At 53.3% G+C, this 25,055-nt stretch carries 20 protein-coding genes; 1 reads left to right on the top strand and 19 read right to left on the bottom strand.

What is annotated here, in order from left to right; all coding sequences use genetic code 11:
- Positions 1-156 precede the first annotated feature (156 nt).
- The 7 genes from ACFQI7_RS20965 to ACFQI7_RS20935 form a co-directional block, all read right to left on the bottom strand.
- Complete coding sequence (locus ACFQI7_RS20965; RefSeq protein ID WP_218102282.1) at positions 157-1,623, bottom strand: hypothetical protein; 1,467 nt, start codon at positions 1,621-1,623, stop codon at positions 157-159.
- A gap of 307 nt (positions 1,624-1,930) precedes the next feature.
- On the bottom strand, positions 1,931-3,304 hold the full coding sequence (murC, locus tag ACFQI7_RS20960) for a UDP-N-acetylmuramate--L-alanine ligase (protein WP_218102283.1): 1,374 nt from the start codon (positions 3,302-3,304) through the stop codon (positions 1,931-1,933).
- A gap of 7 nt (positions 3,305-3,311) precedes the next feature.
- Entirely contained in the window at positions 3,312-4,688 is a 1,377-nt protein-coding gene (locus ACFQI7_RS20955) for a bifunctional folylpolyglutamate synthase/dihydrofolate synthase (RefSeq protein ID WP_218102284.1), read from the bottom strand.
- 6 nt (positions 4,689-4,694) lie between these two features.
- Entirely contained in the window at positions 4,695-7,367 is a 2,673-nt protein-coding gene (locus ACFQI7_RS20950) for a valine--tRNA ligase (RefSeq protein ID WP_218102285.1), read from the bottom strand.
- Positions 7,368-7,820: 453 nt separating this feature from the next.
- Positions 7,821-8,879: a LysM peptidoglycan-binding domain-containing protein gene (locus ACFQI7_RS20945; RefSeq protein ID WP_377517512.1), complete on the bottom strand. Its 1,059-nt coding sequence runs from the start codon at positions 8,877-8,879 to the stop codon at positions 7,821-7,823.
- 116 nt (positions 8,880-8,995) lie between these two features.
- On the bottom strand, positions 8,996-9,868 hold the full coding sequence (locus ACFQI7_RS20940; protein ID WP_218102286.1) for an RluA family pseudouridine synthase: 873 nt from the start codon (positions 9,866-9,868) through the stop codon (positions 8,996-8,998).
- Complete coding sequence (locus tag ACFQI7_RS20935; RefSeq protein ID WP_218102287.1) at positions 9,865-10,029, bottom strand: hypothetical protein; 165 nt, start codon at positions 10,027-10,029, stop codon at positions 9,865-9,867. Before ACFQI7_RS20935 ends, ACFQI7_RS20940 begins: the two co-directional genes overlap by 4 nt.
- Before the next feature lie 207 nt (positions 10,030-10,236).
- Between ACFQI7_RS20935 and ACFQI7_RS20930 the strand changes: the two genes are divergently transcribed.
- Entirely contained in the window at positions 10,237-12,057 is a 1,821-nt protein-coding gene (locus ACFQI7_RS20930; protein WP_230415558.1) for a phosphodiester glycosidase family protein, read from the top strand.
- Positions 12,058-12,167: 110 nt separating this feature from the next.
- On the opposite strand, the gene hemL is transcribed toward ACFQI7_RS20930, so the two are convergent.
- The 12 genes from hemL to ACFQI7_RS20870 form a co-directional block, all read right to left on the bottom strand.
- Positions 12,168-13,469 (bottom strand): glutamate-1-semialdehyde 2,1-aminomutase, encoded by a 1,302-nt coding sequence (gene hemL / locus ACFQI7_RS20925; protein WP_218102288.1) that lies wholly within the window; start codon positions 13,467-13,469, stop codon positions 12,168-12,170.
- A gap of 192 nt (positions 13,470-13,661) precedes the next feature.
- Positions 13,662-14,606 carry a ferrochelatase gene (gene hemH / locus ACFQI7_RS20920; RefSeq protein WP_218102301.1) on the bottom strand — a complete coding sequence of 315 codons (945 nt, stop codon included), beginning with the start codon at positions 14,604-14,606 and terminating at the stop codon, positions 13,662-13,664.
- A 5-nt stretch (positions 14,607-14,611) separates the two neighbouring features.
- Entirely contained in the window at positions 14,612-15,691 is a 1,080-nt protein-coding gene (hemE, locus tag ACFQI7_RS20915; RefSeq protein WP_218102289.1) for a uroporphyrinogen decarboxylase, read from the bottom strand.
- A gap of 185 nt (positions 15,692-15,876) precedes the next feature.
- Positions 15,877-16,869, bottom strand: coding sequence for a porphobilinogen synthase (hemB, locus tag ACFQI7_RS20910; protein WP_218102290.1), 993 nt, complete (start codon positions 16,867-16,869; stop codon positions 15,877-15,879).
- A gap of 108 nt (positions 16,870-16,977) precedes the next feature.
- Entirely contained in the window at positions 16,978-18,504 is a 1,527-nt protein-coding gene (gene cobA / locus ACFQI7_RS20905) for a uroporphyrinogen-III C-methyltransferase (protein ID WP_218102291.1), read from the bottom strand.
- 13 nt (positions 18,505-18,517) lie between these two features.
- A complete protein-coding gene (gene hemC, locus ACFQI7_RS20900) occupies positions 18,518-19,447 on the bottom strand; it encodes a hydroxymethylbilane synthase (protein ID WP_218102292.1) in 930 nt (309 codons plus the stop codon).
- 43 nt (positions 19,448-19,490) lie between these two features.
- Positions 19,491-20,219, bottom strand: coding sequence for a precorrin-2 dehydrogenase/sirohydrochlorin ferrochelatase family protein (locus ACFQI7_RS20895; RefSeq protein ID WP_218102293.1), 729 nt, complete (start codon positions 20,217-20,219; stop codon positions 19,491-19,493).
- Positions 20,220-20,237: 18 nt separating this feature from the next.
- A complete protein-coding gene (gene ccsA / locus ACFQI7_RS20890; protein ID WP_218102294.1) occupies positions 20,238-21,062 on the bottom strand; it encodes a cytochrome c biogenesis protein CcsA in 825 nt (274 codons plus the stop codon).
- A 16-nt stretch (positions 21,063-21,078) separates the two neighbouring features.
- Entirely contained in the window at positions 21,079-22,479 is a 1,401-nt protein-coding gene (gene hemA / locus ACFQI7_RS20885) for a glutamyl-tRNA reductase (RefSeq protein WP_218102302.1), read from the bottom strand.
- A 427-nt stretch (positions 22,480-22,906) separates the two neighbouring features.
- Entirely contained in the window at positions 22,907-23,437 is a 531-nt protein-coding gene (locus ACFQI7_RS20880) for an S-adenosylmethionine decarboxylase (RefSeq protein WP_218100401.1), read from the bottom strand.
- A 106-nt stretch (positions 23,438-23,543) separates the two neighbouring features.
- The gene (gene speD, locus ACFQI7_RS20875) at positions 23,544-23,945 is read right to left on the bottom strand and encodes an adenosylmethionine decarboxylase (protein WP_218100400.1); all 402 of its coding nucleotides are present in this window, start codon (positions 23,943-23,945) and stop codon (positions 23,544-23,546) included.
- Between the two features lie 395 nt (positions 23,946-24,340).
- On the bottom strand, positions 24,341-24,928 hold the full coding sequence (locus ACFQI7_RS20870; protein ID WP_218100399.1) for a non-ribosomal peptide synthetase module: 588 nt from the start codon (positions 24,926-24,928) through the stop codon (positions 24,341-24,343).
- Between the last annotated feature and the right edge of the window lie 127 nt (positions 24,929-25,055).

The raw sequence follows: 25,055 nt of genomic DNA, 5'->3' as shown, positions 1-25,055 counted from the left end.
AACATAAAGAAGCCGACCCCAGATAAGAGCCGGCTTTCCTGTATCCCAAGCATCCTGATTGATCCTACCGTCAACGTTGCAGCGTTCATTGCGGCTTACATAGTCGCAGCCATGGTATTGTCTCGGCTGATTCCATCGGTCTCGACGCAAAAACTGTCACTGCGCGGCTACAGCCTTCAGCAGTTCCTTCTCTGCAACAATGTACTGCATCAGCGAGCTCTGTGCCTGCCACATATACGCGGCGGAAGGATTTTTCTTGTATTCGTCAAGCGAAACGACGGCTTGGTTCAGTGCGCTGTTCATTTTCGGCAGTATGGACTTGCCCGGATCGCCCAGACCGTCGCTAACTGCGGATGCGGATCCGGACCAGCTCTGGTGCGTCGTTTTAATGGTCTGCAGCGCTTTCTCGTCGATCGCCGCCGGCTTGGCGTTGCCGAGGCTCGAAACGGACAGCGACGCAATGAGCGACACGAGTTTATCGCCTTGACCCATATAATTTTGCAGCACATCCGCCTGCTTGCCGTTCCATTTAACCTTTGTTACGGAAGGTATGTCATACGGCTTCAGAAGCACCTCGATCTTTTTTTGTTGAAACTGGGCGCTTAAGCCAAGCGCTTCATCGCGGTTTGTCGCCATGCCTACATAGACGGGGAACTTGTCGCCGGAATCGTATACGCCCGCAAGCCCTTTCTTTTTGAAGTTGGCCGATTCCGTCTCTGCGCTTTGCGCCGAGCTGAAAACGCCTCCCTGCAAAAAGGTATACGATTTGGCAGGCAAATTCACCGCAACGCCCGCCGTCGTCGCCCCCGCTCCCGAAATGGAGCCCGAGACGGCGGTCGCGTCCGCCGGAGCCTTGGTTCCTGCATCAGCCGGTTGATTTCCGGCATCTCCTTGCTTTACGACGCCCTGTACTTGCCGGACTGCGGCATCAGCGCCGCCTGGCTTTATTTTGCTTGCTTCGTCATCCCCCGAGAACATCGACAGCACCAAAAAGCCGAAAGCAACCCCGGTCACTACCGCTCCGGTAACCGAAGTCGTAATTTTTAACCATGAACCGTTATCCGAGCTCCGTTTGATGTAAGACGATTCCTGCGGCGGCGCATACCATCGATGATCCCGCAGCTCCTCCGCCCTTACGGAGTCCTCCTGATCTCCGAAGTCTTGGCTGCCTTTGCGATCCGGGTATTCCTGGCGCTCGTGCCGCTCCCTACGATCCGGGTGTACCTGTTGCCCCTGCCAATCCCGGCGGTTGAGATGCTTCTGTTGATCTTCCCGCTCATAATAACCGCTCTCCGGGTCGACGGCACTGCCGCTGGTTGAACGAATAATTTGCTCCACCCGCTGCGTTTCCGTATCGAAGGAGGTTTGCCAGCCTCCATAATCCGTCGTGTAACTATTTAGCGTTTGCGCATCGATGAGTACCGGCTCAACCGGCTTCGCAGCCGTTGAACGATTGTCGCCTAACGTGAAGATCTCCCGGCTCTCCTCCGCATGCTCCACGCTTTCGCCGACAACCTGATACTCCGCGGAATCGAGCGGGATCACTTGCGGCTCCGGCTTGGTCTCCCGTTTGCTGTACTGGCGGCCGCTATCAAAACGAAACGTCATTTTGGCTTTGTTCATTGCTCCAACTCTCCCTTGTCCCTTTTTCGTATTACTAGACTATGAGACTAGCAATCCAAATAGAACAAGTTCTGACTTTTTCACCGAGCCGAAATGTCGTCATGACAAAAAAAGCCCCTGGAGTAGACGGCGCACATTTTCACCGGAAAATATTGTTCCCGTGTCCTTTGCAGGAATGCGTGTACGTTATTATGCTCCAGAGACTTTCTTTATTTACAGCCGGCTGTGCCGAATGAATGGCTTCGCGCATCCGGTTGCGAACGCAACTGTGAACACCAGCCTTATGCGGTGTGCCAGTCCGAAACCGCTATACCTTTTCAAGCGCTTTCGCGAGTCCGTCCGCAACTTTCCATATGTCGCCGGCCCCCATCGTCAGCACCAGATCGCCCGGGCGAACGGTATCCAGCAAATAACTTTGCACCTGTTCTTTCGTAGCGATGTACTGCACGTTCGGATTGCTGTTCTGCCGAATAAGCTCCACCAGCTTCGCGGAGTTGATTCCCTCGATTTGCTTCTCCCCCACGGGAGAATAAATGTCGGCGATGATGACCTCATCCGCATCCGGAAATGCGCGGCTGAACTGCTCGAACAAGAAATACGTCCTCGTATAGCGCTGCGGTTGAAATACGGCGATGATTCGCTTACCGGTCGCCTTCGCCGCCTGAATCGTCGCTTCGATTTCCGTGGGGTGATGAGCGTAGTCGTCGATGACGAGTATATCGTTGACTTCCCCAAGTACTTGAAACCGCCGTTTGGCGCCCCGGAACTCGGTGATCGCTTCCGCGATTTGCTCGAACGTTAGTCCCGCTTCCATGCATGTAATCAATGTGGCCAGCGCGTTGTACACGTTATGCTTGCCTGGTACGGACAGCCGGATGTTGCCGAGCACCGTACCGCCCTGCACGACTTCGAACGATACTTTCCTGTCGCCAAGCTCGATGCTGCAGGCCATGAAATCGGACTCGTTTTCGATCCCGTACGTGATCACTTCGCTTTTGATGTTCGGAATCATCTCCCGCAAATGAACGTCGTCGTTGCATACGACCGCTTTGCCGTCCTCTTTCACATGGCTTAAATATTGCGCATACGCTTTTTTCAAATTTTCAAAGCTGCTGTCGTAATATTCCAGGTGGTCCGCTTCGATATTGTTCACAAGCGCGATCGCAGGCTGGTACTGAAGGAACGAACCATCGCTTTCATCGGCTTCCGCTACGACCCAGTCGCCCTTTCCGGCTTTCGCGTTGCTGCCCACATTCATGATTTCTCCGCCGATCAGGAAGGTCGGGTCAAGTCCGCAGCTTTCCAGTACGAGCGCAATCATGGAAGACGTCGTCGTTTTTCCATGCGCTCCGGCCACCGCGATCCCTTTCTTGGCGTTCATTAATCTGGCAAGCATTTGGGATCGATGCAAAATCGGAATATTCAGCTCTTCCGCCGCTACCATTTCCACATTATCTTTAGACAATGCGGTAGAGTATACGACGACGTCCGCACCCTTCACGTTTTGCGCTTCATGTCCGATATAAACCTGCGCGCCTTTGGCTGCCAGCTTCTCCGTCAATTCCTGCTGCGCCAAATCGGACCCCGAAACCTGATAGCCCATTTCCAGCATCACCTTGGCAATCGCGCTCATGCCGTACCCGCCGATGCCGATAAAATGGATGTGCTCCGATGTATTCACGCTCGTTTCACCAGCCTTTTTCAGAATCGGATTGATGATTGATCCGGGAACGAACATCCCCTATCAAATATAACGTGCCGGTGACCACGGCCAAGTCTTCCTGTTCCGTCATGCCTTTGACCAGCTCCAATGCCGCTTTCCAATCCGGCTCCACGATGACGTTTACATCTTCGCGGCCGATTTCCCGCAACAGCTTGTTGGCCAGCTCGGCGAGCCCTGCAGCCGGCGCTTTTTTCAACCAATCCGGCTCGGTAAGGATCAATGTATCCACTACCCGCAGTATATGCCTGAAATACTCCGTATGATTCTTATTCGCGAGCATTCCCATCATCAAATGAAGCTTTTTGTACGAATACGTATCTTTAAGCGCGGATGCGAGCATCTGCGCGCCTTCCGGATTGTGCGCTCCGTCGATCAGCAGCCGCGGCTGCTGCATGATCATTTCCAGGCGCCCCGGCCATTGCGCGGCTTTCATCGCCCGCAGCAAATCTTCGTCTTCCACGATGAGAGCATAATATTGGCGCAGCACTTCGATCGTCATCAGCGCCACCGCCGCATTCTTCGGCTGATGCGGGCCGTTCATCGAGATGGTCATTTCCGGCAAGTTGCGGAATACGCCTTCGAAATCGAACACCTGCTCATTTTCCTTGGAAGACTTCATCGTATACCGGAACTCGCGCCCCATCAAATACAGCGTGCTGTTTTTGGACTTCGCCGTTTGTTCGATAACCTCGATGACCCCCGGTTGTTCAACCGCGCTCACTACCGGTACGCCGGCTTTAATGATCGCCGCTTTTTCCGCCGCAACCTTTTCCAGCGTATCGCCCAAAATTTCCATATGATCGTGGCCGATATTGGTGATGACCGAGACGAGCGGCGTCACGACATTCGTGGAATCGAGCCGTCCTCCCATTCCGGTTTCCCACACAACGAAATCCGGGTAAGCGGTACGCGCGAAATACTCAATCGCAATGACGGTGGAAATTTCAAACATCGACGGCTGGCCGTGCTCCGCAGCCACTTCGTCTACGATCGGCTTCACTTTGTTAATAATCCGCAACAAATCGTCATCGGATATGTTTTGCCCGTTCAGACGAATTCGCTCGTTATACTTTTCGATGTAAGGGGACGTAAACGTCCCCACGTCGTAACCGCATTGCCGAATGACTTCCGTTAAATAGGCGCAAACGGAGCCTTTGCCGTTCGTACCGGCGATATGAATGAATTTCAACCGCCGGTGCGGATTGCCGAGCCGCTCCATCAGCTGCTCCATCCGTTCAAGCCCCGGTTTGATGCCGACGAGCGGGATAAACCGGATAACCCAGTCCAGCGCCTCTCGCGCGGTTTTGAACGGTTCAGCGACAATCTGCTGTTCTTCGCTCATGTCTGCTCACCCTTTCAACTCTGCCAAACGGGCAGTCACTTTATCCCGCTTATCCGCATAGTCGGAGAGTTTTGCCTTTTCTTCTTCGATGACTTTTGCCGGCGCTTTGGAGACAAAACCTTCGTTCGACAGTTTTTTCTCAATCCTGTCAACTTCACCATGCAGCGTTTTGAGTTCCTTCTCAAGCCGCGTTATTTCCTGGGCAATGTCGATTAATCCCGACAGCGGCAAATACAATTCCGCACCGGTGACGATTCCTGTCATGGCTTTATCCGGCGGTGTCATATCAAAACTCGGCGCAATGTCTGTCGAATTACAGAAACGCACTACGTACTGGGAGTTGTTCGTAATGATCGAATGCGCCTCTTTTGTCGTTACTTTGATTTGCAGTTCGATTTTTTTGCTCATCGGAACGTTCACTTCCGCACGAATATTGCGCACCGTACGAATGATCTCCATCAACAGCTCCATTTCCTTGACCGCATCCGGCGATTCAAAGCGCGCTTCGTACGTCGGCCATGCCGCGAGTGTAATCGTCTCGCCTTCGTGCGGCAAGTGCTGCCAAATTTCCTCGCTGATGAACGGCATGAACGGATGGATCAAGCGCTGCGTACGATCCAGCACATAGGCAAGCACCGATTTCGTCGTATGCTTAACTTTTTCGTCGGAGCCGTACAGCGACAGCTTGCTGAACTCGATATACCAGTCGCACAGATCATCCCAAATGAAGTTGTAGAGCAAACGGCCGGTTTCGCCGAATTCGTACGTATCGATCAAACGGGTAACGTCGCGAACCGTTTCGTTCAAGCGGTGCAATATCCAACGGTCCGCCGTCCCGAGCTCCCCGCTCAGATCGATATCGGACGCCTTGAAATCGCCGAGATTCATCAAAGCGAAGCGCGAAGCATTCCAAATTTTATTGGCAAAGTTGCGCGCCTGCTCCACTCTTTCCCAGCGGAAGCGGAGGTCTTGCCCCGGCGTCGAGCTAGTGGAAATCATGAAACGCATCGCGTCCGCTCCGTATTTCTCGATCACGTCAAGCGGATCGACGCCGTTGCCGAGCGATTTCGACATTTTGATCCCATCGGCGTCGCGCACCAAACCGTGCATCAGCACATCCTTGAACGGAATTTGGTCGGTAAACTCCAGGCCGCTGAAAATCATCCGCGCCACCCAGAAATAAATGATATCGTATCCCGTAACGAGCAGATCGGTCGGGTAATAGCGCTTCAAGTCATCCGTTTGATCCGGCCAGCCGAGCGTGGAAAACGGCCATAACGCGGAGCTAAACCATGTGTCAAGTACATCTTCATCCTGCTTCAAGTGCGTTCCGCCACAAGCCGGACATACTTTCGCATCTTCGCGGGATACGATTAATTCGCTGCAATCTCCGCAGTACCATGCCGGGACGCGATGCCCCCACCACAGCTGCCGGGAAATGCACCAGTCGCGTACATTTTCGATCCAGTTCAAATATATTTTTTCGAACCGGTCGGGCACATAGTTGACGCCTTGACCCGATTTTTGCGCTTCAATCGCACGTTCCGCCAGAGGCTTCATTTTGACGAACCACTGCGTGGACAAGTAAGGCTCGACAACCGCGCCACTTCGTTCGCTATGGCCGACTTGATGGACATGCTCCTCGATCTTGAGCAGCACCCCTTGCTCCTTCATATCGGCCACGATTTGCTTGCGGCATTCGAAACGGTCGAGGCCCTGGTACTTGCCCGCATTTTCATTCATTTTGCCCGATTCATCCATTACGAGCACTTGCGGCAAGTCGTGGCGCTTGCCCACTTCGAAGTCGTTCGGGTCATGCGCCGGCGTAATTTTGACCGCGCCGGTTCCGAATTCCTTCTCTACGTACTCGTCGCCGACAATCGGAATGTCCCGGCCGATCATCGGCAGGACGAGCGTTTTGCCGATCAGATGCTTATAGCGCTCATCCTCCGGATGTACCGCAACCGCCGTATCGCCGAGCATCGTTTCCGGACGTGTCGTCGCAACGACGATTACCTCTTCGCTGTCCTTCACCGAATATTTCAAATGGTACAGCGCGCCTTGCACTTCCTTGTACTCAACCTCAATGTCGGAAAGCGCCGTACGGGCGGCCGGATCCCAGTTAATAATATATTTGCCGCGGTAAATCAGCCCTTTTTCGTACAAGCGAACGAACACTTCACGAACCGCTTTGGACAAGCCTTCATCTAGGGTGAACCTTTCGCGGGAGTAATCGAGCGAGAAGCCCATTTTCCCCCACTGCTCATGGATCGTGCCGGCATAGTGCTCCTTCCACTCCCATACTTTCTCAAGAAATTTCTCGCGACCCAAATCGTAACGCGACAATCCTTCTTCCCGCAGCTTCTGCTCCACCTTCGACTGCGTTGCAATCCCCGCATGGTCGGAGCCCGGCAGCCAAAGCGCGTCGTAGCCCTGCATCCGTTTCGTGCGGATCATAATATCCTGCAGCGTAAAATCAAGCGCATGCCCGATATGCAGCATACCGGTAACGTTCGGCGGCGGGATGACGATCGTGTAAGGCTTCGCATCCTTGTTTTGCCCTGCTTTAAAGTATTGGCCCTTCAGCCAGTAATCGTACCATTTTCTTTCGGCTTCCTTCGGATCGTACGTCGTCGGCATTGAAGTATCCGGCGCCGCCTGTAATTTCGTTTCTTCCATAATTGCTCCAACCTCCAATGTGCAATGTGCAAGCAATAAACAAAAAAAGCCCCTCGCCGCAAAGGACGAAAGGCTCTCGCTTCCGTGGTACCACCTTTATTCCGTATCCATCCCTTGGCGAAAAATCATAAAGCCGGGTCAAATACGGCACTTGAGCAGATAACGGCTGCAGCCGGCCAAGTCTCCGCTCCTTACGGGGCTTCGATAAGGCAACTCCGGGGCGACTTCGACAGGTACATCCTGCGGGACCTTCCAGCGTCTTGCCGGTTCCGCTCTCTGAAGGGTTCGCTGCCTACTACTCCCTTTCCACGTTTTTCATAAACATCTATGCATCATATGATAAACAACATTCTATGCTGAGTCAATATACACCTTATGTTTCATTATACCCAAAAAAAGATCCGGACAAGCCTGTTTCAGCCTGATCCGGATCATTTTTTTATAAAGCGGTCCTTATTTCGGGATATAAACGACTTGCCCTTCGCTTACTTCACCGTCGCCGAGACGATTGTGCAAGGCGATCTCGCGCGGATGAATCTCATATCGCTTCGCGATCGTTTCGAGTGTCTCTTCCTTTTGTACGATGCACATGCGCAGCCGTTTAAACTCGTATTTCTCATCGCGAGAACTGAGCAAAATGTTTTTCCACTCGACCCGCTCGGCCAGTGCCGCCGCAGCCGCCGCGGCATCCGGTTCTTCCGGAATGCGCGCATCAGGCTTGTTGCCGGACGAATGCTTGAGCAGCGAAGCGAGCCCGTACGATTTCACAATGGGCGCCGCTGCTTCTTCGACGGGCTTTTTGCTGCCGAAAGCGATTTTCATTTCCTGCGATTCCGCAATTGCAGCCTCCTGTACGGCGACTTCTTTTTCCGGTTCCGCAGCTTCCTTGGCCTCTTTCTCTTCTTCCTTCTTCTCTTCTTTCTTTTCTTCTTTCTTCTCCTCTACCGGCTCTACGACAGGGGGCTCCTCGACTACCGGTTCCACACGAATTGAAGGTTCCGCGAATGCGAAGGCTTGTTCCTTTTCAGAAGCGGCGGCCTGAACGGTAAACTGCGGCTCTTCGGCAGGTTCGACAGGATTCCGGCTCGCCTCATGGACGAACACGACTTCCTCCTCCGCTTCCTTCCAAGACTCGGTTTCCACCGTCTGTACCGTCTCCAGCCCGTTCAACGACAGCACGCCCGTCACGTTCAAGCTGCGGGCTGACAGCAAATCCACGTCGAAATTTTCAATTTCGACAGCGATATCCTCCACCCGGTTCACACGGTTCATCGGCAGCGTAATTTCCACCGGAATCAAATGCTCGAGCGTTTGTCCCGACCGGTTTTGTTCGTCGACATATGTACCGGTGAGCAGCAAATTCCCTCGCAATACCGCCTGGTCTCCATGCGGGAGCACCTGAATATGAGGGGCAAGCTCTACCCCCTCCAGCTCTTTAATTCCGAGCAATCCTTCCAATAAATGAACGCGTTCGTAAATATCAAATCGCAAACCGCTTTGCTGTGCAGTCAATTGAAAATCCTCCCTTCGTATTTCTACCTTTTCACTTCATTGCGAAGTTGAAAAGAAAGATGGTCAGCGCTGTTCTCTTTACAATTTATACGCTGCCAGTGGGAGGAGCATGACTACTATTTTTTCAATCGTTCGCTGAGACCGGCAAAATCGGAAGGCCATGGAGCGCCGACTTCAATCGATTCCTCCGTCAAAGGATGAGGGAACAGCAGTTTCTCGCCGTGCAGCGCCTGTCTTTCCACTCCACGGGCCTCTCCGCCGTAAAGCGTATCGCCGATCAATGGATGACCTAGGTAGCTCATATGCACGCGGATTTGATGGGTGCGCCCGGTCTCCAGCATTAAACGCAGCAATGCGGCGGAACGATATCTTTCGATCACCTGATAGCGTGTAACGGCCGGTTCCCCGGTTCGGGACACCCGTCGCCGCGTCGCATGATGCCGGTCCCGGCCGATCGGGGCGTCGACGATGCCCTCCGCATTGGCCGGACGTCCCTGCACAAGCGCCACATAATGGCGTCCTATTCGCTTGTCCCGCATAAAAGCATCCAGCCGCGTTTGCGACCACTCGTTTTTGGCAAATAGCACCGGTCCCGTCGTATCTTCATCAAGCCGGTGGATATGCCTTGCGCGGCACGTTTGCCCGCTTCCCTCCAAATGCCATTGAACCGCCTGCTGCAGCGTCCCGCGCTCGCCCTCCTGCGTAGGATGCACTTTCATCCCGGACGGCTTATTCGCGACAAGGCAAAAGTCGTCCTCAAACAGCACTTCTACTTCCGCCCAATCGCTCATATAATGTAGCGGCTCCTCAGGAAACAAGCGCAGACGAATGCGGGTACCCTTCCACTCGATGCCGCCGGAACGATGCCATTTGGCGAACCACTTGCCTTTAAAACATTCGGGAAGCAGCGCTTCCGCATCTTTCATATCCGAAGGCTCGCGAGCTGCGGTCAGCTCAAGCCATTCTCCCTTACGCCGCCAATCGATCATGTTGGGCGTCCTTCCCCGCTTTTACGCGCAGCCGAGCGCTTCGCCGTACGGAGCGCTTCTATTATTGCGGCTATGAAAATGACGACAAGCACTGCAAAAAAAACGCCCATCACCGCGATCAACTCCAAGGTAACTCCAAAAAAACTATAATGCTTCAACATGCGATTGTCCTCCAGAAAACTTCAAGTATTGTCATTTTACCAAAACGGTCCGCATTCATCAAAGCGGTTACACTGCCAATTTCGCCTTCAACTTACAGCTTGGGCCCATCTGTTAAAAAAAGTCGGATTATGCTAGAATAGAGTGGATATTTGCTAGAATCGGGATATCTTTCAATCATATTTTTTTGTTACGGGAGAGGACTACTATTGAACAGTGCAATCCAGTCGCTTCGACAATGGAGTTGGCTCAAACGGTCGTTGTTTTGGATCGCTTTGATTACGTTTATCACCTCCAGCTTCTTGTTTCTGACGCCTCCGGGCGGTAAAATCCGAGACTGGCTGGCGCAAACGGTCATCACGACGCAGCACCGAAGCTGGGCGTGGATATTCGTCGGCGCCGAGCGGCGCGATCTGATGGTGCGGGAAATGCAGCAAGCCATCGAGGACGCAGCCGTGGAAAAGCAGGATATGAACATGATTCAAATTCGTCAGGACGCACGCAAAAAGCGTTCGATCGACGAGTTGATCAAAGTTGAAGATATTTCCGGAAAGTTCTGGAAAGGAAAAAAACTTACCGTTTACGACCCGAAGACGATTCGAGTCATGACCCCGCACAAACCGGGCGAAGGTGAACGCATCTCCTCCATGGTCACGCGAACCGGAGCGGTAGCCGGCGTCAACGGCGGCGGATTTACGGATCCTGAAGGGCTCGGCAACGGGTTCGCGGCGATCGGAGCCATCTTCTCCGGAGGCGAAATTATTTTTAACGACCAGGACGGCAGCATTCCGCAGCATATCGTCGGTTTTACGAAAGACGGCACGCTTGTTGTAGGGAAGTACGATTTTTTCCAACTGCGGGACATGGGCATCTCCGACGCCGTATCGTTTTATCCGCGTCTTATCGCCAACGGCAAGCCGCTGATCACAAGCGGCGACGGCGGATGGGGCCGCGGGCCGCGCACGGCGGTCGGCCAAAAAGCGGACGGAACCGTCATATTCCTCATTATCGACGGCCGTCAGGCACACAGCGTCGGCGCAACGCTCAAGGAATTGCAGGATTTATTGCTTGAAGATGGCGTCGTCAATGCGGGCAACCTCGACGGAGGAGCTTCTTCCGAGCTCGTCGTTGACGGTGATTTGTTAACGAAGCCGTCCAGCCGTTACGGCGAGCGCAGGCTGCCTTCCGCATTTCTCGTGTATGACGATCCGTCCACCGTCGTCGCGGACAAAGTGTGGGAGAATATCGATAAGATCGATCCCGGCGGTTCGTACGACCATCCGGATTACTTGCGCGAGCAAGCGGAATTGAAGGCCAAAGGGCAGCTTAAGCCGGCCACGCCGACGCCTCCTCCCGCAAAGACGGAAACGAAGACAGAACCTAAAACGGAACCGAAGACAGAAGTAAAAACGGAGCCGAAAACCGATCCGAAGCAGGATGGGAAAAACGATTCAAAAACCGATCCGAAGAACGATGCCAACACGGACCCGGCAAAACAAGGTGCAGGAACGAACCAATCGTCAGAAGGCACAAAGACGCCCCCGCCGGTCACGCCGCCGAAAGATCAAGCCCCTGCCGGAGCAGGAAGCGGCACGGGCGCGAAGCCTGACACCGGCGGAACACCCGCCGATCCCGGGCATAACCAAGGGCAAGTCGGGACTGGCGGTGCTACGGCGCCAGGAGGAACAGGGTCAACCGGTACGGGCACAGGGAACGGTACCGGTGGCTCCAGCTCCGGCACAGGCGGGGCCGGTTCCGAAGGATCGAATCCGGGGAACCCGGCGCAACCGCCTCCCCCAGCGGGAAGCAGCGGCACCACGCCGGGAACTAGTTCGTCGGGGAATCCCACGACGAACACGGTTCCGGTACCGACGCCGACTCCCGTTCCGGTAACACCGCCGCCTGCGACGGTTACGCCTAGCAGCAGCGGCAACGGAACGACAATTGGTTCAAATCCGCTTACGCTGCCAACCAACAACGACACGGCAGCAGGCCAATCGAACACGCCGCAAGTTCATCTGAACCCCTAAGCAATGCTACATAATAAGAAGAGGACCTGGCCATTTCGGCCGGGTCCTTTTTTGTTTCGGTTGAACCGATATTCACTGCTTGTTGGCTGCAGCTGCATTCATCGTTAACATTATAACTGTTTCAATACCTCATAGTGCGCTTCAATCGTAGCGTCGATATCCGCATCCGTATGCGCCGCCGAGACGAACATCCCTTCAAACTGCGAAGGCGCGATGCTTACGCCGTAATCGAGCAGCAAGCCAAAGTAACGGTTGAATTTCTGGAGGTCGGACAATTTGGCCGTTTCATAGTTAATGACCTTTTCATCCGTAAAAAACGGACAAACCATCGAGCCGACCCGGTTGATCGTCGAAGGTACGCCTAATTCCTTGGCGTTTTTGGTGAAGCCTTCTTCCAACCTTGCGGACTTTCGTTCCAGTTCCTCATACACACCCGGCTGGCCAAGCAGCTTCAGCGTCGTATAACCCGCTGCCATGGCGAGCGGATTGCCCGATAATGTCCCTGCTTGGTAGATCGGTCCAGCTGGAGCAATCTTTTCCATGATTTCCCGCTTGCCGCCATAGGCGCCTACCGGCAAACCGCCGCCAATGACCTTCCCGAGACAGGTCAGGTCCGGTGTAATGCCGTATAGCCCCTGCGCAGAATTCAAACCGACACGGAAACCGGTCATCACCTCATCGAAAATGAGCAAGCTGCCATACTTCCGCGTGACTTCCCGCAGTCCTTCCAGGAAGCCGGGAAGCGGTGGGACGACGCCCATATTGCCCGCGACCGGCTCAACGATCACGGCGGCGATCTGCTCGCCGAATTTCTCGAATACGATACCAATCGCTTCGAGGTCGTTGTAAGGCACGGTGATCGTATTCACTGCAACGCTCTCCGGCACGCCCGGACTGTCCGGCAAACCGAGCGTAGCCACGCCCGAACCTGCTTTGATCAGCAGCGAATCCGCATGTCCGTGATAACAGCCTTCGAATTTGACGATTTTGCTGCGACCGGTATAACCGCGTGCAAGACGCAGCGCACTCATCGTCGCTTCCGTGCCGGAGTTCACCATACGAACCAACTCGATCGATGGCATGCGCTCCGTCACAAGTTTGGCCATACGGGTTTCCAATTCCGTAGGCGCGCCGAAGCTTGTCCCCAGCGCCGCCGTCTTCGTCACAGCCTCAATCACCTCAGGATGAGTGTGACCCATGATCATCGGGCCCCACGAGCCGATGTAATCAATAAATTCGTTGCCGTCGATATCATACACGCGGGAGCCGCTTGCCCGTTCCACGAACAAAGGCGTCAACCCAACGGATTTAAATGCGCGCACCGGGCTGTTCACCCCGCCGGGGATGTAAGCTTTCGCTTCTGCAAATGCTTGCGCAGACCGCGAGTCCGATCGTTTACGATGGTTGCTCATTTCATTCACACCTTTATCAGAGTATCGCTTGAATTGCTTTTTGAAACCGATCAAAAATTTAATGCGAAGCCTCGATCCTCTCAGACGAAGCTGCACAATTGCGGCTACGACGCGGCATGACGACGAAATGCGCCCCGTTTGAACGCCGCCTACGACGAAGCCCGGGAGATCCGGGCTTTTAGCTTAATGTATTTAAGACCGCTTGCTATTCCCCAGCTCTGCGTAAACCACATCGCCGAGCGTCTCGATATAAAGCGGGTCCGTATTAAGGGAACGGGTACGCGCAAGCTGCAGGCCAAGCTCCTTGGCCGTTTTTTGCGCCTCAATATCCAGATCGTACAATATTTCCAGATGATCCGAGACAAAGCCGATCGGACAAATGAGCACCTGCTCCGCCTGCTTCTCCTCGGCGATCGTCTGAAGCACATCGAGAATGTCCGGTCCAAGCCATGGAACACCGGTTTGCCCCGCACTCTGCCATCCGAACTGCCAGTTTGTAATGCCGACTTCAGAGGCAATCGCTTTGGACGTTTCAAGCAATTGCTCCGGGTAAGGATCGTTCATCTCCAATATTTTCTCCGGCAAGCTGTGCGCTGTGAAGATCACTTTCACACGATCTTTGTCGACGCCTTCAAACTTGCCCAGTCCTTCTGCTACGCGCACCGACAAAGCCTCGATCAGCTTCGGATGCAGATGGTAGCTGCGGACGAAGCTCATCTGTACTCCAAGCGCCTCCGCCTTGTCCTTCGCCCGCTTGACATAGCCGCCGACGCTCATCACCGAATAATGCGGCGCCAGCACCACGCCGACCGCTTGCTCGATTCCGTCGCGTGCCATGCTTTCTACGCCGTCCTCGATATACGGCGACGCATGCTTCAATCCTTGATAACAGACGAACGTCGTATCGGGATGCTTCTCGTTGAGCATCGCTTCGAGTGCTTTCACCTGCTTGTCGGTGTTTTCGCGAAGCGGAAATACGCCGCCGACGATCGCCTCGTAGCGACTCGTCAAATCATGCAGCTGTTCGGGCGTAGGCGAGTGTCCACGGCGAATATGCGTATAATAAGCTTCAATTCCTTCGATGCTCTCCGGCGTCCCGTAGGACATAACCAGAACTCCGATTCGTTTCTGCTGCATCATGGTTACACACCACTTTCCTGTGTCAATGCTCCGCGGGCTTTCAACGCCTGGCGGGAGTAATCGTGTACAAACGCCGTAAGCTCCTTCATCTTATCAATCGATGCCTCGGGGAATACCCCATGGCCGAAATTGAACACATAGCCCGGCTGCTGGATGCCTTCGTCGATGATCGCTTTCGCCTGCTGTTGAATAACGTGCATCGGCGCCGTTAGCACGAAGGGGTCCAAATTGCCCTGTAACGCGTACTGCGAGCCTAACCGTTTACGGCCTTCGGCAATCGGAACTTTCCAGTCCAAGCCGATTACATCGGCATGAATGCCGCGCAAATGAGGGAGCAACTCGCCGGAGCTGACGCCGGGGTAATATATTTTCGGCTGCTTTAGATGACTCAGTTCGGCAAAAATGCGCTGAATCGTAGGCAGCACGTAGGTTTGATAATCGGCAGGAGACAACGCGCCGACCCAACTGTCGAATACTTGCACCGCTTTTGCTCCCGCAGCGATGTGAGACTTCAAGTATGTGACGATCATATCGCCGAGCTTATCCATCAGCATGAACCATACGTCCGGTTCACTGTACATCATCGTTTTCGTACGGATATAGTCTTGTTTTTTCGACGGCTTGCCTTCAATCAAGTAGCTGGCGATCGTAAACGGCGCGCCGGCAAACGTGATTAGCGGCACTTCCAATTCTTGTACAAGCAGCTCGATCGTCCGGATAATATGAGGCAAATCCTTATCGACATCGATCGGCTTCAGCTTCTTTACATCATCCGTCGAACGAATCGGATTATGAATGACCGGACCGACGTCCTTGACGATATCGAAATCGATGCCGATCGACGCAACCGGATTCATAATATCGGAATATAAAATAGCCGCGTCGACACCCAGCTTCTTGACCGGCATCATCGTCACTTCGGCTGCAAGCTCCGGCTGCTTGCTGATTTCGAGCAGGCTGTATTTTTCTTTAATTTTACGGTAATCCGGGTCGGTGCGTCCCGCTTGGCGCATAAACCATACCGGCACCATGTCGACCTCTTGCTTTGTACAGGCTCTTAAAAACAAATCGTTATAGCTCATAATTTCGATTCCTCTTTTCCGCATACTCCCATAATCTACTTATCATTATGCCCTATTTGGAAGCGTGTAACAACCGATCAAGGCGTCAGTTTCCGACAAATGTTTGACAGTCATCTCCAGTTGCCGGCTTTAAAAAAACTCCAATCCCGCAGGACTGGAGTTTTCTCTTTTTCATTATCCGAATTTTAATTGTTAAGCCATTTGGCAATGTCTTTGGCAAAGTACGTAATGATCATATCCGCTCCGGCGCGTTTGAAACCGACCATCGTTTCCATAACGATCGCTTTTTCGTCGATCCAGCCTTGAAGCCCAGCCGCCTTGATCATCGAGTATTCCGCGCTGACGTTATAAGCGACGACCGGCAAATCGTATCGATCCCGAAGCGTCCGCATAATATCCATGTACGCCATAGCGGGTTTGACCATCAGCATGTCGGCTCCTTCCGCCACGTCTGCATCCGCTTCGCGAACCGCCTCGCGCGCGTTGGCCGGGTCCATCTGGTACGTCTTCCGGTCGCCGAACTGCGGAGCGGAATGCGCCGCTTCCCGGAAAGGTCCGTAGAAAGCAGAGGCGTATTTCACCGAATACGACATAATCGGCACATGCTCAAAGCCTGCTTCATCCAACCCTTGACGAATCGCGTATACAAATCCGTCCATCATGTTGGACGGCGCAATAATATCGGCTCCCGCTTCCGCCTGAGACACGGCCGTCTTCACCAGCAGTTCAAGCGACGCGTCGTTCAATACGTCCGCACGCTTCTTCGCTTCGTTGTAGTGTACGACGCCGCAGTGTCCGTGATCCGTGAACTGGCAAAGGCAAGTATCCGCTACGACCAGCAAATCCGGAGCCCACTCCTTGATGCGACGAGTCGCTTCCTGCACGACACCGTTCGGATCATAGGCGGAACTGCCTTCGCTGTCCTTCGTCTCCGGAACCCCGAAAAGAAGGATCGCCTGAATGCCGAGCGCGGTCACTTCGCGAATTTCCGCTTCCAGTTGATCCATGGACAAGTGATAAACGCCGGGCATTGAAGCGATTTCCTCTTTCACGCCTGTGCCGTGCGTAACGAAAATCGGATAAATCAAATCATGCAGCGTGACTGCATGTTCCCTGACCAGATTCCGCATCGCTTGCGACGTGCGGAGCCGGCGGTTTCGTATGAGCGGAAAAACCATCGTATTGTCCCCCTGTCGGTTTGTAATAAACTTCAGATCGACGTCCGATCGTAAATGGTTCACTCGTATTTGTAAAAATGAACTAAATGGAATGATGCCCTTCTCACTCTATCGTTCAGACATGCTCGCAACTAAAGACGCTATGGTCGATTCTGCGGCCAAATAGTCGACCGTAAGACCGGACTCCTCTACCGTTTGTGCCGTAATCGGTCCGATACAGGCAATTTTGCAGCCGGACAACAGCGTTAACGGATCTTCACCGTGCTCCTTTAATGCCGTGAACAGATTCGTTACTGTCGAAGAGCTTGTAAACGTAACGTCATGAATCATTCCCTGTTTCAAAAGCTCGATAATCTCCGGCGCGTCTTCCGCATCGAGCACATTCTCATATACATCGATTTTGGTGACTTCGAGTCCCCTATCCTTCAGTTTCCGCGGCAGTTCCTTGCCGGCGATATCCGCTGTGGCAAGAAGCACGTTTTGACCGGGACGCAGCTCATCGGCCAGCGTATCAAATAGCGAATCGGCCTGAAACTTCGGGGGCAGCGTCTCGACGAGCAATCCGCGCTGTTCGAGTGCTTCGGCCGTTTTGGGCCCGACTGCGGCGATTCTCGCTTGCGCGAGCGAACGGATGTCTACGCGCAGCTCGCGCAGCCTCGCAAAGAACGATTCCACCCCGTTCACGCTTGTGAACAGTATCCAATCGAACGACTGCAGTCGCTTCATCGCTGCATCGCGTGCCGCTTGCGCGTCTGCACCGCTAGGCGGCTGAATGCGGATGACGGGAAACTCGATCGCCTCGCCTCCGAGCTCATCGATTTGGGCGACCAAATCGCTGGCTTGGCTGCGCGCGCGCGTAACGAGAATGCGCCGCCCGAACAGCGGCTTTTTCTCAAACCAGGCGAGCTTATCCCGAAGCTTTACGACCTCGCCGACAATCGTGACGGCAGGCGATTGAAAATTAGCCGCCCGCACCTTTTCCACAATATCCGCCAGCGTGCCCGTCAACGTTTCCTGCTCCATCCAGGTTCCCCAACGAATTAAGGCGACGGGCGTTTCCGGCGATTTGCCGCCTTGCGCTAACTGCGAGCAAATATGTTCCAGGTTGGCCACGCCCATTAAAAAGATGAGCGTACCCGAAGCTTGGGCCAAATTATCCCAATTCACGCTGGAGTACGTTTTATTTTTATATTCGTGACCGGTCACGATGGAGAAGGACGACGTAAAATCTCGATGCGTCACTGGGATGCCCGCATACGCCGGAACCGCGATCGCCGAAGTAATCCCCGGCACGATCTCGAACGGAATATCATTTTCGGCAAGCAATTCCGCCTCTTCACCGACGCGCCCGAATACGCTCGGGTCTCCACCCTTCAGCCGGGTCACGGTCTTGCCTTGAAGCGCAAGATCCACCAGGAGCCGGTTAATTTCTTCCTGCTTCATCATGTGCTTGTCCGGCAGCTTACCGACGAAAATTTTGTCCGCTCCGGGCTTCATATGCTTAAGCAAACGCGGACTGGCGAGACGATCATATACGATCACGTCGGCCCGCTGAATCGCTTCCAGTCCTCTTACCGTAATCAGCTTCGGGTCTCCCGGCCCGGCACCGACAAGATAAACGACACCCTTCTTCATAAGCCGCTCTCCCCTATTCGACGACTAATGCCAAAATTTCTGAAGCTCCTCTGGCAATCAAAGCTTCTGCCACGTGAAGGCCCAACTGCTCCGGATCGGTTCCGGTCATCGTTTCTTTTATCATCTGCTTGCCGTCCGGAGATCCTACCATTCCCGTCAATGTAATTTGCCCGTCTTGCGCCAGCTGAGCGTAAGCCCCGATCGGGACTTGACAGCCTCCGTTCAAACGGCCCAAAAAGCTTCGTTCCGCGGTAACGGTGACGGTCGTCGGTTCATGGCGGTATTTGGCCAGCAATCCAAGCACGAACGCATCGTCGCCGCGGCACTCGATGCACAGCGCCCCTTGTCCGACAGCAGGCAGGCAAAGCTCCGTTGGCAAATAAGCATCGATGCGGTCTTTCCAGCCCATTCGGTGAAGTCCCGCACCCGCGAGCATAATCGCGTCAAGGCCTTCGGTTTCCAGCTTGCGTATCCGTGAATCGATATTGCCCCGCACGGACACGATGTTCAGATCGGGACGTTGTTGCTGCAGTTGACATGCGCGGCGCAGACTGCTCGTCCCGAGTTTTGCGCCTTGAGGCAGCTCGTCGAATCCGCCGCCGTTTTTCGTGATCAGGCAATCGCGCGGATCTTCCCGCTCCGGTATCGCCCCCACGACCAGTCCTTCCGGTAATTGAAAAGGCATGTCCTTCATGCTATGTACGGCAAAATCGATTTCCCCGTCGAACAGCGCCTGTTCAATTTCTTTAACGAACAAACCTTTGCCGCCTACCTTGGACAGCGTCACATCGAGAATACGGTCTCCTTTGGTTACGATTTTTTTCAATTCAAACTCGACCTCGATGCCGTGCTCCATGCACAACGCTTTCAGTTGATCGATGACTTGTCCGGTTTGCGTCAGCGCAAGCGCGCTCTGTCTTGTTCCTACTACGATTTTACGCATCTGGTCCACCCCTTGTCCATAACCTAAGATCCTTAATTATCCATTATAGCCCGTTCTTTGACGATTCTAACCTGAGCCATTCCCCGATATTGCGAATCCCTTCCGTTGTAGGGTCGGATTTGACGCGAAGCAGCAATTCGTCGCGCAATTGTTCCTGCGCGGCAAATTCAGCGCATTGCAGCAGCGGCAGCAGCTCCCAGCCCAGCATCGCGCGGAACAGCTCCTGCCGGACGCCGCTGTCCGGCACTTCCCGCTGCACGGCAAGCCTTAGCTCGTGCAGCAGTTCCAGATACGGCCCATATTCCGGGCCGAACGTCTCTTCCAGCTGCCGCCGCAGCAAGGCGGCAACGGCCGGGCTCGCGCCCGCGGTCGACACCGCGAGCGTCAGTCTGCCGCGGCGCACGGCCGCCGGCACGATAAATCCGCTGGCCTCGGCATCGTCGGCCACGTTCACGAGCTTGCCGAGCGCTTCGGCCTCGGCGCGTACCGCCGCGTTCACCGACGCATCGTCGGTGGCCGCGAATACGAGCCGCGCCGCCGCCAGCGCGGGCAGTCCGGGCTCGTAGCGGCAGCGCAGCGCCGCTACCGTCCCCTGCGCCGCCCACGCTTCCAGCTGCGGCGTAAACCGCGGGCTCAGGGCGGTAACGCGAGCCCCTGCTTCCAGGAGCGCGCCGGTTTTGCGCTCGGCTACTTGCCCGCCGCCGACCACGAGGCACGGCGCGTCGTTCAGTGCAAGCATTACCGGATAATATGTCTTCGGTTTGCCGGTCACCTTGACCCCCCCTTGCAATTAAGCCCACGGGTGAAACGTCGAATACATGCCGCCCATCACGAAGTTGAGCAAGGTAATGAGAAAAGCCGCCAAATTCCAAAGCGCCAGCCGGTTGCCGGGCGCTTTAAGCACCATCCGTTGAAAAACATAAAAGAAATAGGCAAGCAAGACAAACCAGGAATTCAACACTTTCGGATCGAAAAACAAATTGAAATCGCCCTCCAGCGCGATCCATACGATGCCGAGCGATAACGAAAGCAGCAGCAGCGGTACGCCGATGACGGCGGAAAAAAAACCGTATTTGTCGGTTGTATCCAAACTGGGCAGACGCTGCATTTGCTGCGACCAGCGTTTCTCCTTCAGCATCCGGTGCAAAAATAAATACATGCCGGAGAATATCGCTGAGACGACAAACGCCACATAGCTTGCTACGGCGAGCGAGATATGAATAAACAGCAGTTCGTCGTTTATTTTCCAATAGGCCAGCGTCGGAGACATCTGCGGGTTGCTGAAAATGTTCAGCGCCAATATGGCAAACCCGAATACATTGATCAGAAATACGAACAGCTCGATCCGAAAAAAGCGATTAATCACAAGCGACACGGCTACCAGAAGCCAAGATAAAATAAACAACGTCTCGAAGCGAGAGAATGCTATCAATCTCGTATGCGAATACAAGCTGAAAAACAAATAGACGGTTTGCAAAATCCATACAAACGAAAGCAACCCTGTCCCCATCCGTTTTGCGCTTCGATTCGGACCGACAAAGTCCGAGAAGTAAAACAGGAGGCTCAGGGTGTAAATATACAAGATGGCATCATACAACCAGGTTTGAGTGACCATGGTCTCCCTTCCCCGCTTAAGCTTTGGCCAAAGCGTCAGCAGGCGCGGCGCCGGCTCTCACTTTGGCAAGCAGCTCTTCCTTGATCCGGTCTTGCGCGGCTTCGGCCTCGAGCTGCTTCCTCGCGAGCTCCGCCCGCTCTTGCTGCGCAAGCTGCTCTTCCAAAGCGAATATTTTCGTAAACATATCAAGCGCTTCATCCCCGTGACGCTCGGCCGCCATTTCCTTGATGCGGACAATCGGGTCGCGGAGCATTTGGTTGACGATGCTTTTGGTCAGCTTGTGAATGACCTTCAGCTCACGCTCGTTCAGGTCAGGCAGCTTTTTTATCAAGCTGTCCATCGTTTCTTCGTGAATGGCGGACGCTTTGTTTTGCAGCGCCTGAATGACCGGTCGGACGCCGAGGGTTTTGGTCCACTGCTCGAAAGCGGCCATCTCGGAGGCGATCATCTCTTCGATTTTGACCGCCGCTTTGTGCCGTTCTTCAATATGGCTGTTGACAAGCGATTGAAGATTGTCGATGTCATACAGGAACACATTCGGCATATCGCCAAGGCGCGGATCCAGATCCCTTGGAACCGCGATGTCGATCATAAACAACGGGCGCGAACGGCGTTTTTGCAGCACGCCCGACACTTGCTCGGCGGTTAGTACTAGGCCGGATGCGCCTGTTGAGCTGATGACGATATCGGCCTCTTCCAAGTGCGACAGCAACTTGTCCATTGTACTGGGGACGCCGTTAAACTTCTCCGCAAGCTCTTGGGCGCGGCCCAGCGTACGGTTTACGACGATCACCTTGTCTGCGCCGTTTGCATACAAATGTTTCACCGTCAGCTCGCTCATCTTTCCTGCGCCGATAATAAGCACTTTCTTGTGCTCGTATGTGCCGAAAATCCGCTTACCGAGTTCGACGGCCGCATAGCTGACCGAAACCGGATTTTCTCCGATACCCGTCTCGAAATGCGCACGCTTCGCTAACGTTATCGCCTGTTTGAACAGCGTATTGAAAATAATCCCCGTCGTCTTTTCACTTTGCGACAGCAAAAAAGCGTCCCGTACTTGCCCGAGAATTTGCGTTTCGCCGATGACCATCGAGTCAAGGCCGCTTGTCACCCGGAATAAATGCTTAATCGCTTCTTCATTCTCATATACGTAAAGATGCTTATTGAACTGCTCTCTCGGCACATTGAACCACTTCTCGAAAAATCCGCGCAAATAGTGCCCGCACAACTGCTGGCGGTCAACTACAGCATAAAGTTCCGTCCGGTTGCAGGTGCCCACGATGACGCACTCCATCACGCTCGTCGTTTCCTTGAGCTCTTTTAGCGCCAGCGCCAAATCCCCTTCGGCGAATGTAAATTTTTCTCTGATAGATACCGGTGATGTTCGGTAATTCAAGCCGGCCACGACGATTTGCATCTGGTTCACCTGCCTCCTCCTCATAAATTCATTTTATTATATCATGAAAACCGAGCATTCTCGACATAATTTATGAAAGTTTTTTTACAAGGAAGGGTGGGCAAGAGGCTTCCCCTTGGCAACCCCTTCTTGGATAGCCCCCGGTTTCCATCCCCCTAAGTCCCCCTAAAGGTTTTGCTTTAGCAAAACCAGCATCGGAAGCATTAAGGCCCCCATGGGGCTCGTCGCCCCCTGCACCCCGGCCCGTGCTGTGAATTACTGCTGCGGTATGGGAGCGGCCCAGCAAACTTCATCTTCACTATCCGCTTCCTTACTACCATACCATATGCTCACGAACCGTGGTGTGACCAGGATCACGAACGGACGAATGCAACAGTCATTCTCTTCCATTTCCCTTATTTTCCGCCGAAATACGCGAGAATATACCCTACTGCAATAGCTTCTTCCTCAGCAAATCGGAGATCGCTTTATCGGCTTTTACGAGCCGGTCGTTCTGTGAGCCGACGACGTCGCCGCGGGACGACATCAGCTTGCTGTAAGCGTCGTAGATGTCGGCAAACTGCATATTGATATCCATGAACAACTGCTGTTCATCCGATTTTAACGGGCGGCTCGCGCCGATTTGGAGGCGCATCATGTATTGCAATAGCTGCGATAACGACTCCAGCTTCGATAGCTCGTTTGAGCCGTAGGCCATCGTCAGGTGCTGATGCACGAATTGAGCGGAATAGACGGCCTGCCGAAGCGCATTTAAGGCCCCGGTATTGGTTGCTTTTGCGCTCTCCGTCAAATAGCTGCCGAGCAGCTCCATTTGAAAGAAAGAAACTTGATAAAGCAGCTTCTCCGCTTTTTCCTGCGGCTTCTCGTGCGTCAGCATCCCGATCATCTGAACCAAGGGCCATCCGATCAATATCGCCACGATCCCATAGATCCACAGTTTCTTCTTCAGCTTCCTCATGCGTCAGCCCCCCTTATCCGATACAAGCCCTACGTTGAGATTGTATGGGGGGCGAACAAAAGAAATAACCACGGATTTCTCCGTGGCTATCATATATTAGCTATTGTTATTTTACTAATTGAGCTTGCTTCAATACCGGCGATTCCACTTGCAATTCACCCATACCGCGAACCAGTTTCTTCGCATGCGTAACCTCCGGCTTCAACACGGACAGCATATGTTCGATTGCCAGTTGAGGGTCCACCGTTTCGCCGCAAGTATAGCAGTCGAGCGCCGCAAAGCCTTTCTCAGGATACGTATGAATGGAGAGATGACTTTCCGAAAGAAGCACCAATACTGTTGCTCCTTGTGGTTCGAATTGCTTGGACTGCACAGACAATACCGTTGCTCCACAAACCTCAGCAGCTTCTACCATTTGCGCTTGTAACCATTCTGCATTGTTGAGAAGATCAAAGTCGACTCCCCAAGTGTCTACAGCTACGTGTCTTCCGAAAGTTGAGTATTCCATCTTTCGGTTCCCCCTTCCTAGGAATAAAATGTTTTGAAAATTTCATCCGCTAGGACCTACGTCATTCACTTCTCGAGGGAATAATCTCTCGCAACATACAATGTCCTGAGTGAATCCTGGTTCCTATTTTGTTTTCAACGAGATTAAAAATAACATCTATTGAACAGAAATGCAACAGTTTTTTTTGGGCAGGCAATCGTTTCCTCCCAAGGGCAGCAGCACAACAACAAAATATGTAAAACACTTGTCTAATGTGTATGCGTGGTGCTATAAAAATGAACGGTTTTGTCCGATCGCCACATGCATACCCTCGCATAAAAATACACACAAAAAAGCTTGCCTCGCTTCTACAGCAGAAGTCGGGCAAGCTCTTTACGCCAAGTATACAATATATATTAAGCTTCGAGTACAAACAACCGATGCGTCAGCTTCTGCAGCCGCTCGTCGATTTGTTCGCTTATGGCGGGTTCTTGCATAGCATTTCTCAAATCGAGCAAGGAATTCACTTGCGCTTTGATGCGGTTAATTTCTTGCTCCACTTCGTTCTTATGGAACATTTGCTCGAGCTGGCCGATCGTGTTTTTGTACTCAAACACAACCTTGTCTCCGGCATCGGAATGTTCCACGATCTTCACTACGGTTCCTTGTTTGTACGTGTAAACCATCGTATAGGCCGAATAGATGCGATGCACGACGGCATCTCCTTTGAATGTGGAGACTGCTTTGCGCATCAAGTTGACAAGCTTGTTGTCGGTTAAGCGGCATGTTCCTTGGCATACGTACAGATTTGCTTGTTTTTCGAACGAGAGGGCGATTTCTTGGCCGGACTCGCTCCGAAAACCGATTTCCTGATTCCCGTTTTCAAACACTTTCACTTGCAGAGAGGCCTCATGGTCGACGAACATTTGCGTAAACACGGCCATCTCGGCCTCCGTTAATTGCAGGCAGGTTTTGACATATTCAGTCGCTAACCTCATTGCCATAAAAATCCCTCGATTCATTTTTTTCGAACCTTGAAGCTTCAGCCTTATTCTCTTGCTCTATATACATTATACTACATAAATATTTAATATTCCTGCCGCACAGACCTTGAATTTCGCCGGGAATTCA

The sequence above is a fragment of the Paenibacillus allorhizosphaerae genome (assembly GCF_042659105.1).
Taxonomy (GTDB): Bacteria; Bacillota; Bacilli; order Paenibacillales; family NBRC-103111; genus Paenibacillus_G; species Paenibacillus_G allorhizosphaerae.
The sequence above is the reverse complement of the archived record's forward strand: the minus strand, read 5'-3'. Positions and strand labels throughout refer to the sequence as shown.

Coding starts and splice junctions, on each gene's coding strand:
- hemL (WP_218102288.1), bottom strand. CDS start 13,469: ATGAGCAACCATCGTAAACGATCGGACTCGCGGTCTGCGCAAGCATTT.
- ACFQI7_RS20880 (WP_218100401.1), bottom strand. CDS start 23,437: ATGAGGAAGCTGAAGAAGAAACTGTGGATCTATGGGATCGTGGCGATA.
- ACFQI7_RS20950 (WP_218102285.1), bottom strand. CDS start 7,367: ATGGAAGAAACGAAATTACAGGCGGCGCCGGATACTTCAATGCCGACG.
- hemE (WP_218102289.1), bottom strand. CDS start 15,691: ATGAGCTATAACGATTTGTTTTTAAGAGCCTGTACAAAGCAAGAGGTC.
- ACFQI7_RS20870 (WP_218100399.1), bottom strand. CDS start 24,928: ATGGCAATGAGGTTAGCGACTGAATATGTCAAAACCTGCCTGCAATTA.
- hemH (WP_218102301.1), bottom strand. CDS start 14,606: ATGCAGCAGAAACGAATCGGAGTTCTGGTTATGTCCTACGGGACGCCG.
- hemC (WP_218102292.1), bottom strand. CDS start 19,447: ATGCGTAAAATCGTAGTAGGAACAAGACAGAGCGCGCTTGCGCTGACG.
- ccsA (WP_218102294.1), bottom strand. CDS start 21,062: ATGGTCACTCAAACCTGGTTGTATGATGCCATCTTGTATATTTACACC.
- hemA (WP_218102302.1), bottom strand. CDS start 22,479: ATGCAAATCGTCGTGGCCGGCTTGAATTACCGAACATCACCGGTATCT.
- hemB (WP_218102290.1), bottom strand. CDS start 16,869: ATGGTTTTTCCGCTCATACGAAACCGCCGGCTCCGCACGTCGCAAGCG.
- speD (WP_218100400.1), bottom strand. CDS start 23,945: ATGGAATACTCAACTTTCGGAAGACACGTAGCTGTAGACACTTGGGGA.
- ACFQI7_RS20940 (WP_218102286.1), bottom strand. CDS start 9,868: ATGATCGATTGGCGGCGTAAGGGAGAATGGCTTGAGCTGACCGCAGCT.
- cobA (WP_218102291.1), bottom strand. CDS start 18,504: ATGAAGAAGGGTGTCGTTTATCTTGTCGGTGCCGGGCCGGGAGACCCG.
- ACFQI7_RS20965 (WP_218102282.1), bottom strand. CDS start 1,623: ATGAACAAAGCCAAAATGACGTTTCGTTTTGATAGCGGCCGCCAGTAC.
- ACFQI7_RS20955 (WP_218102284.1), bottom strand. CDS start 4,688: ATGAGCGAAGAACAGCAGATTGTCGCTGAACCGTTCAAAACCGCGCGA.
- ACFQI7_RS20935 (WP_218102287.1), bottom strand. CDS start 10,029: ATGTTGAAGCATTATAGTTTTTTTGGAGTTACCTTGGAGTTGATCGCG.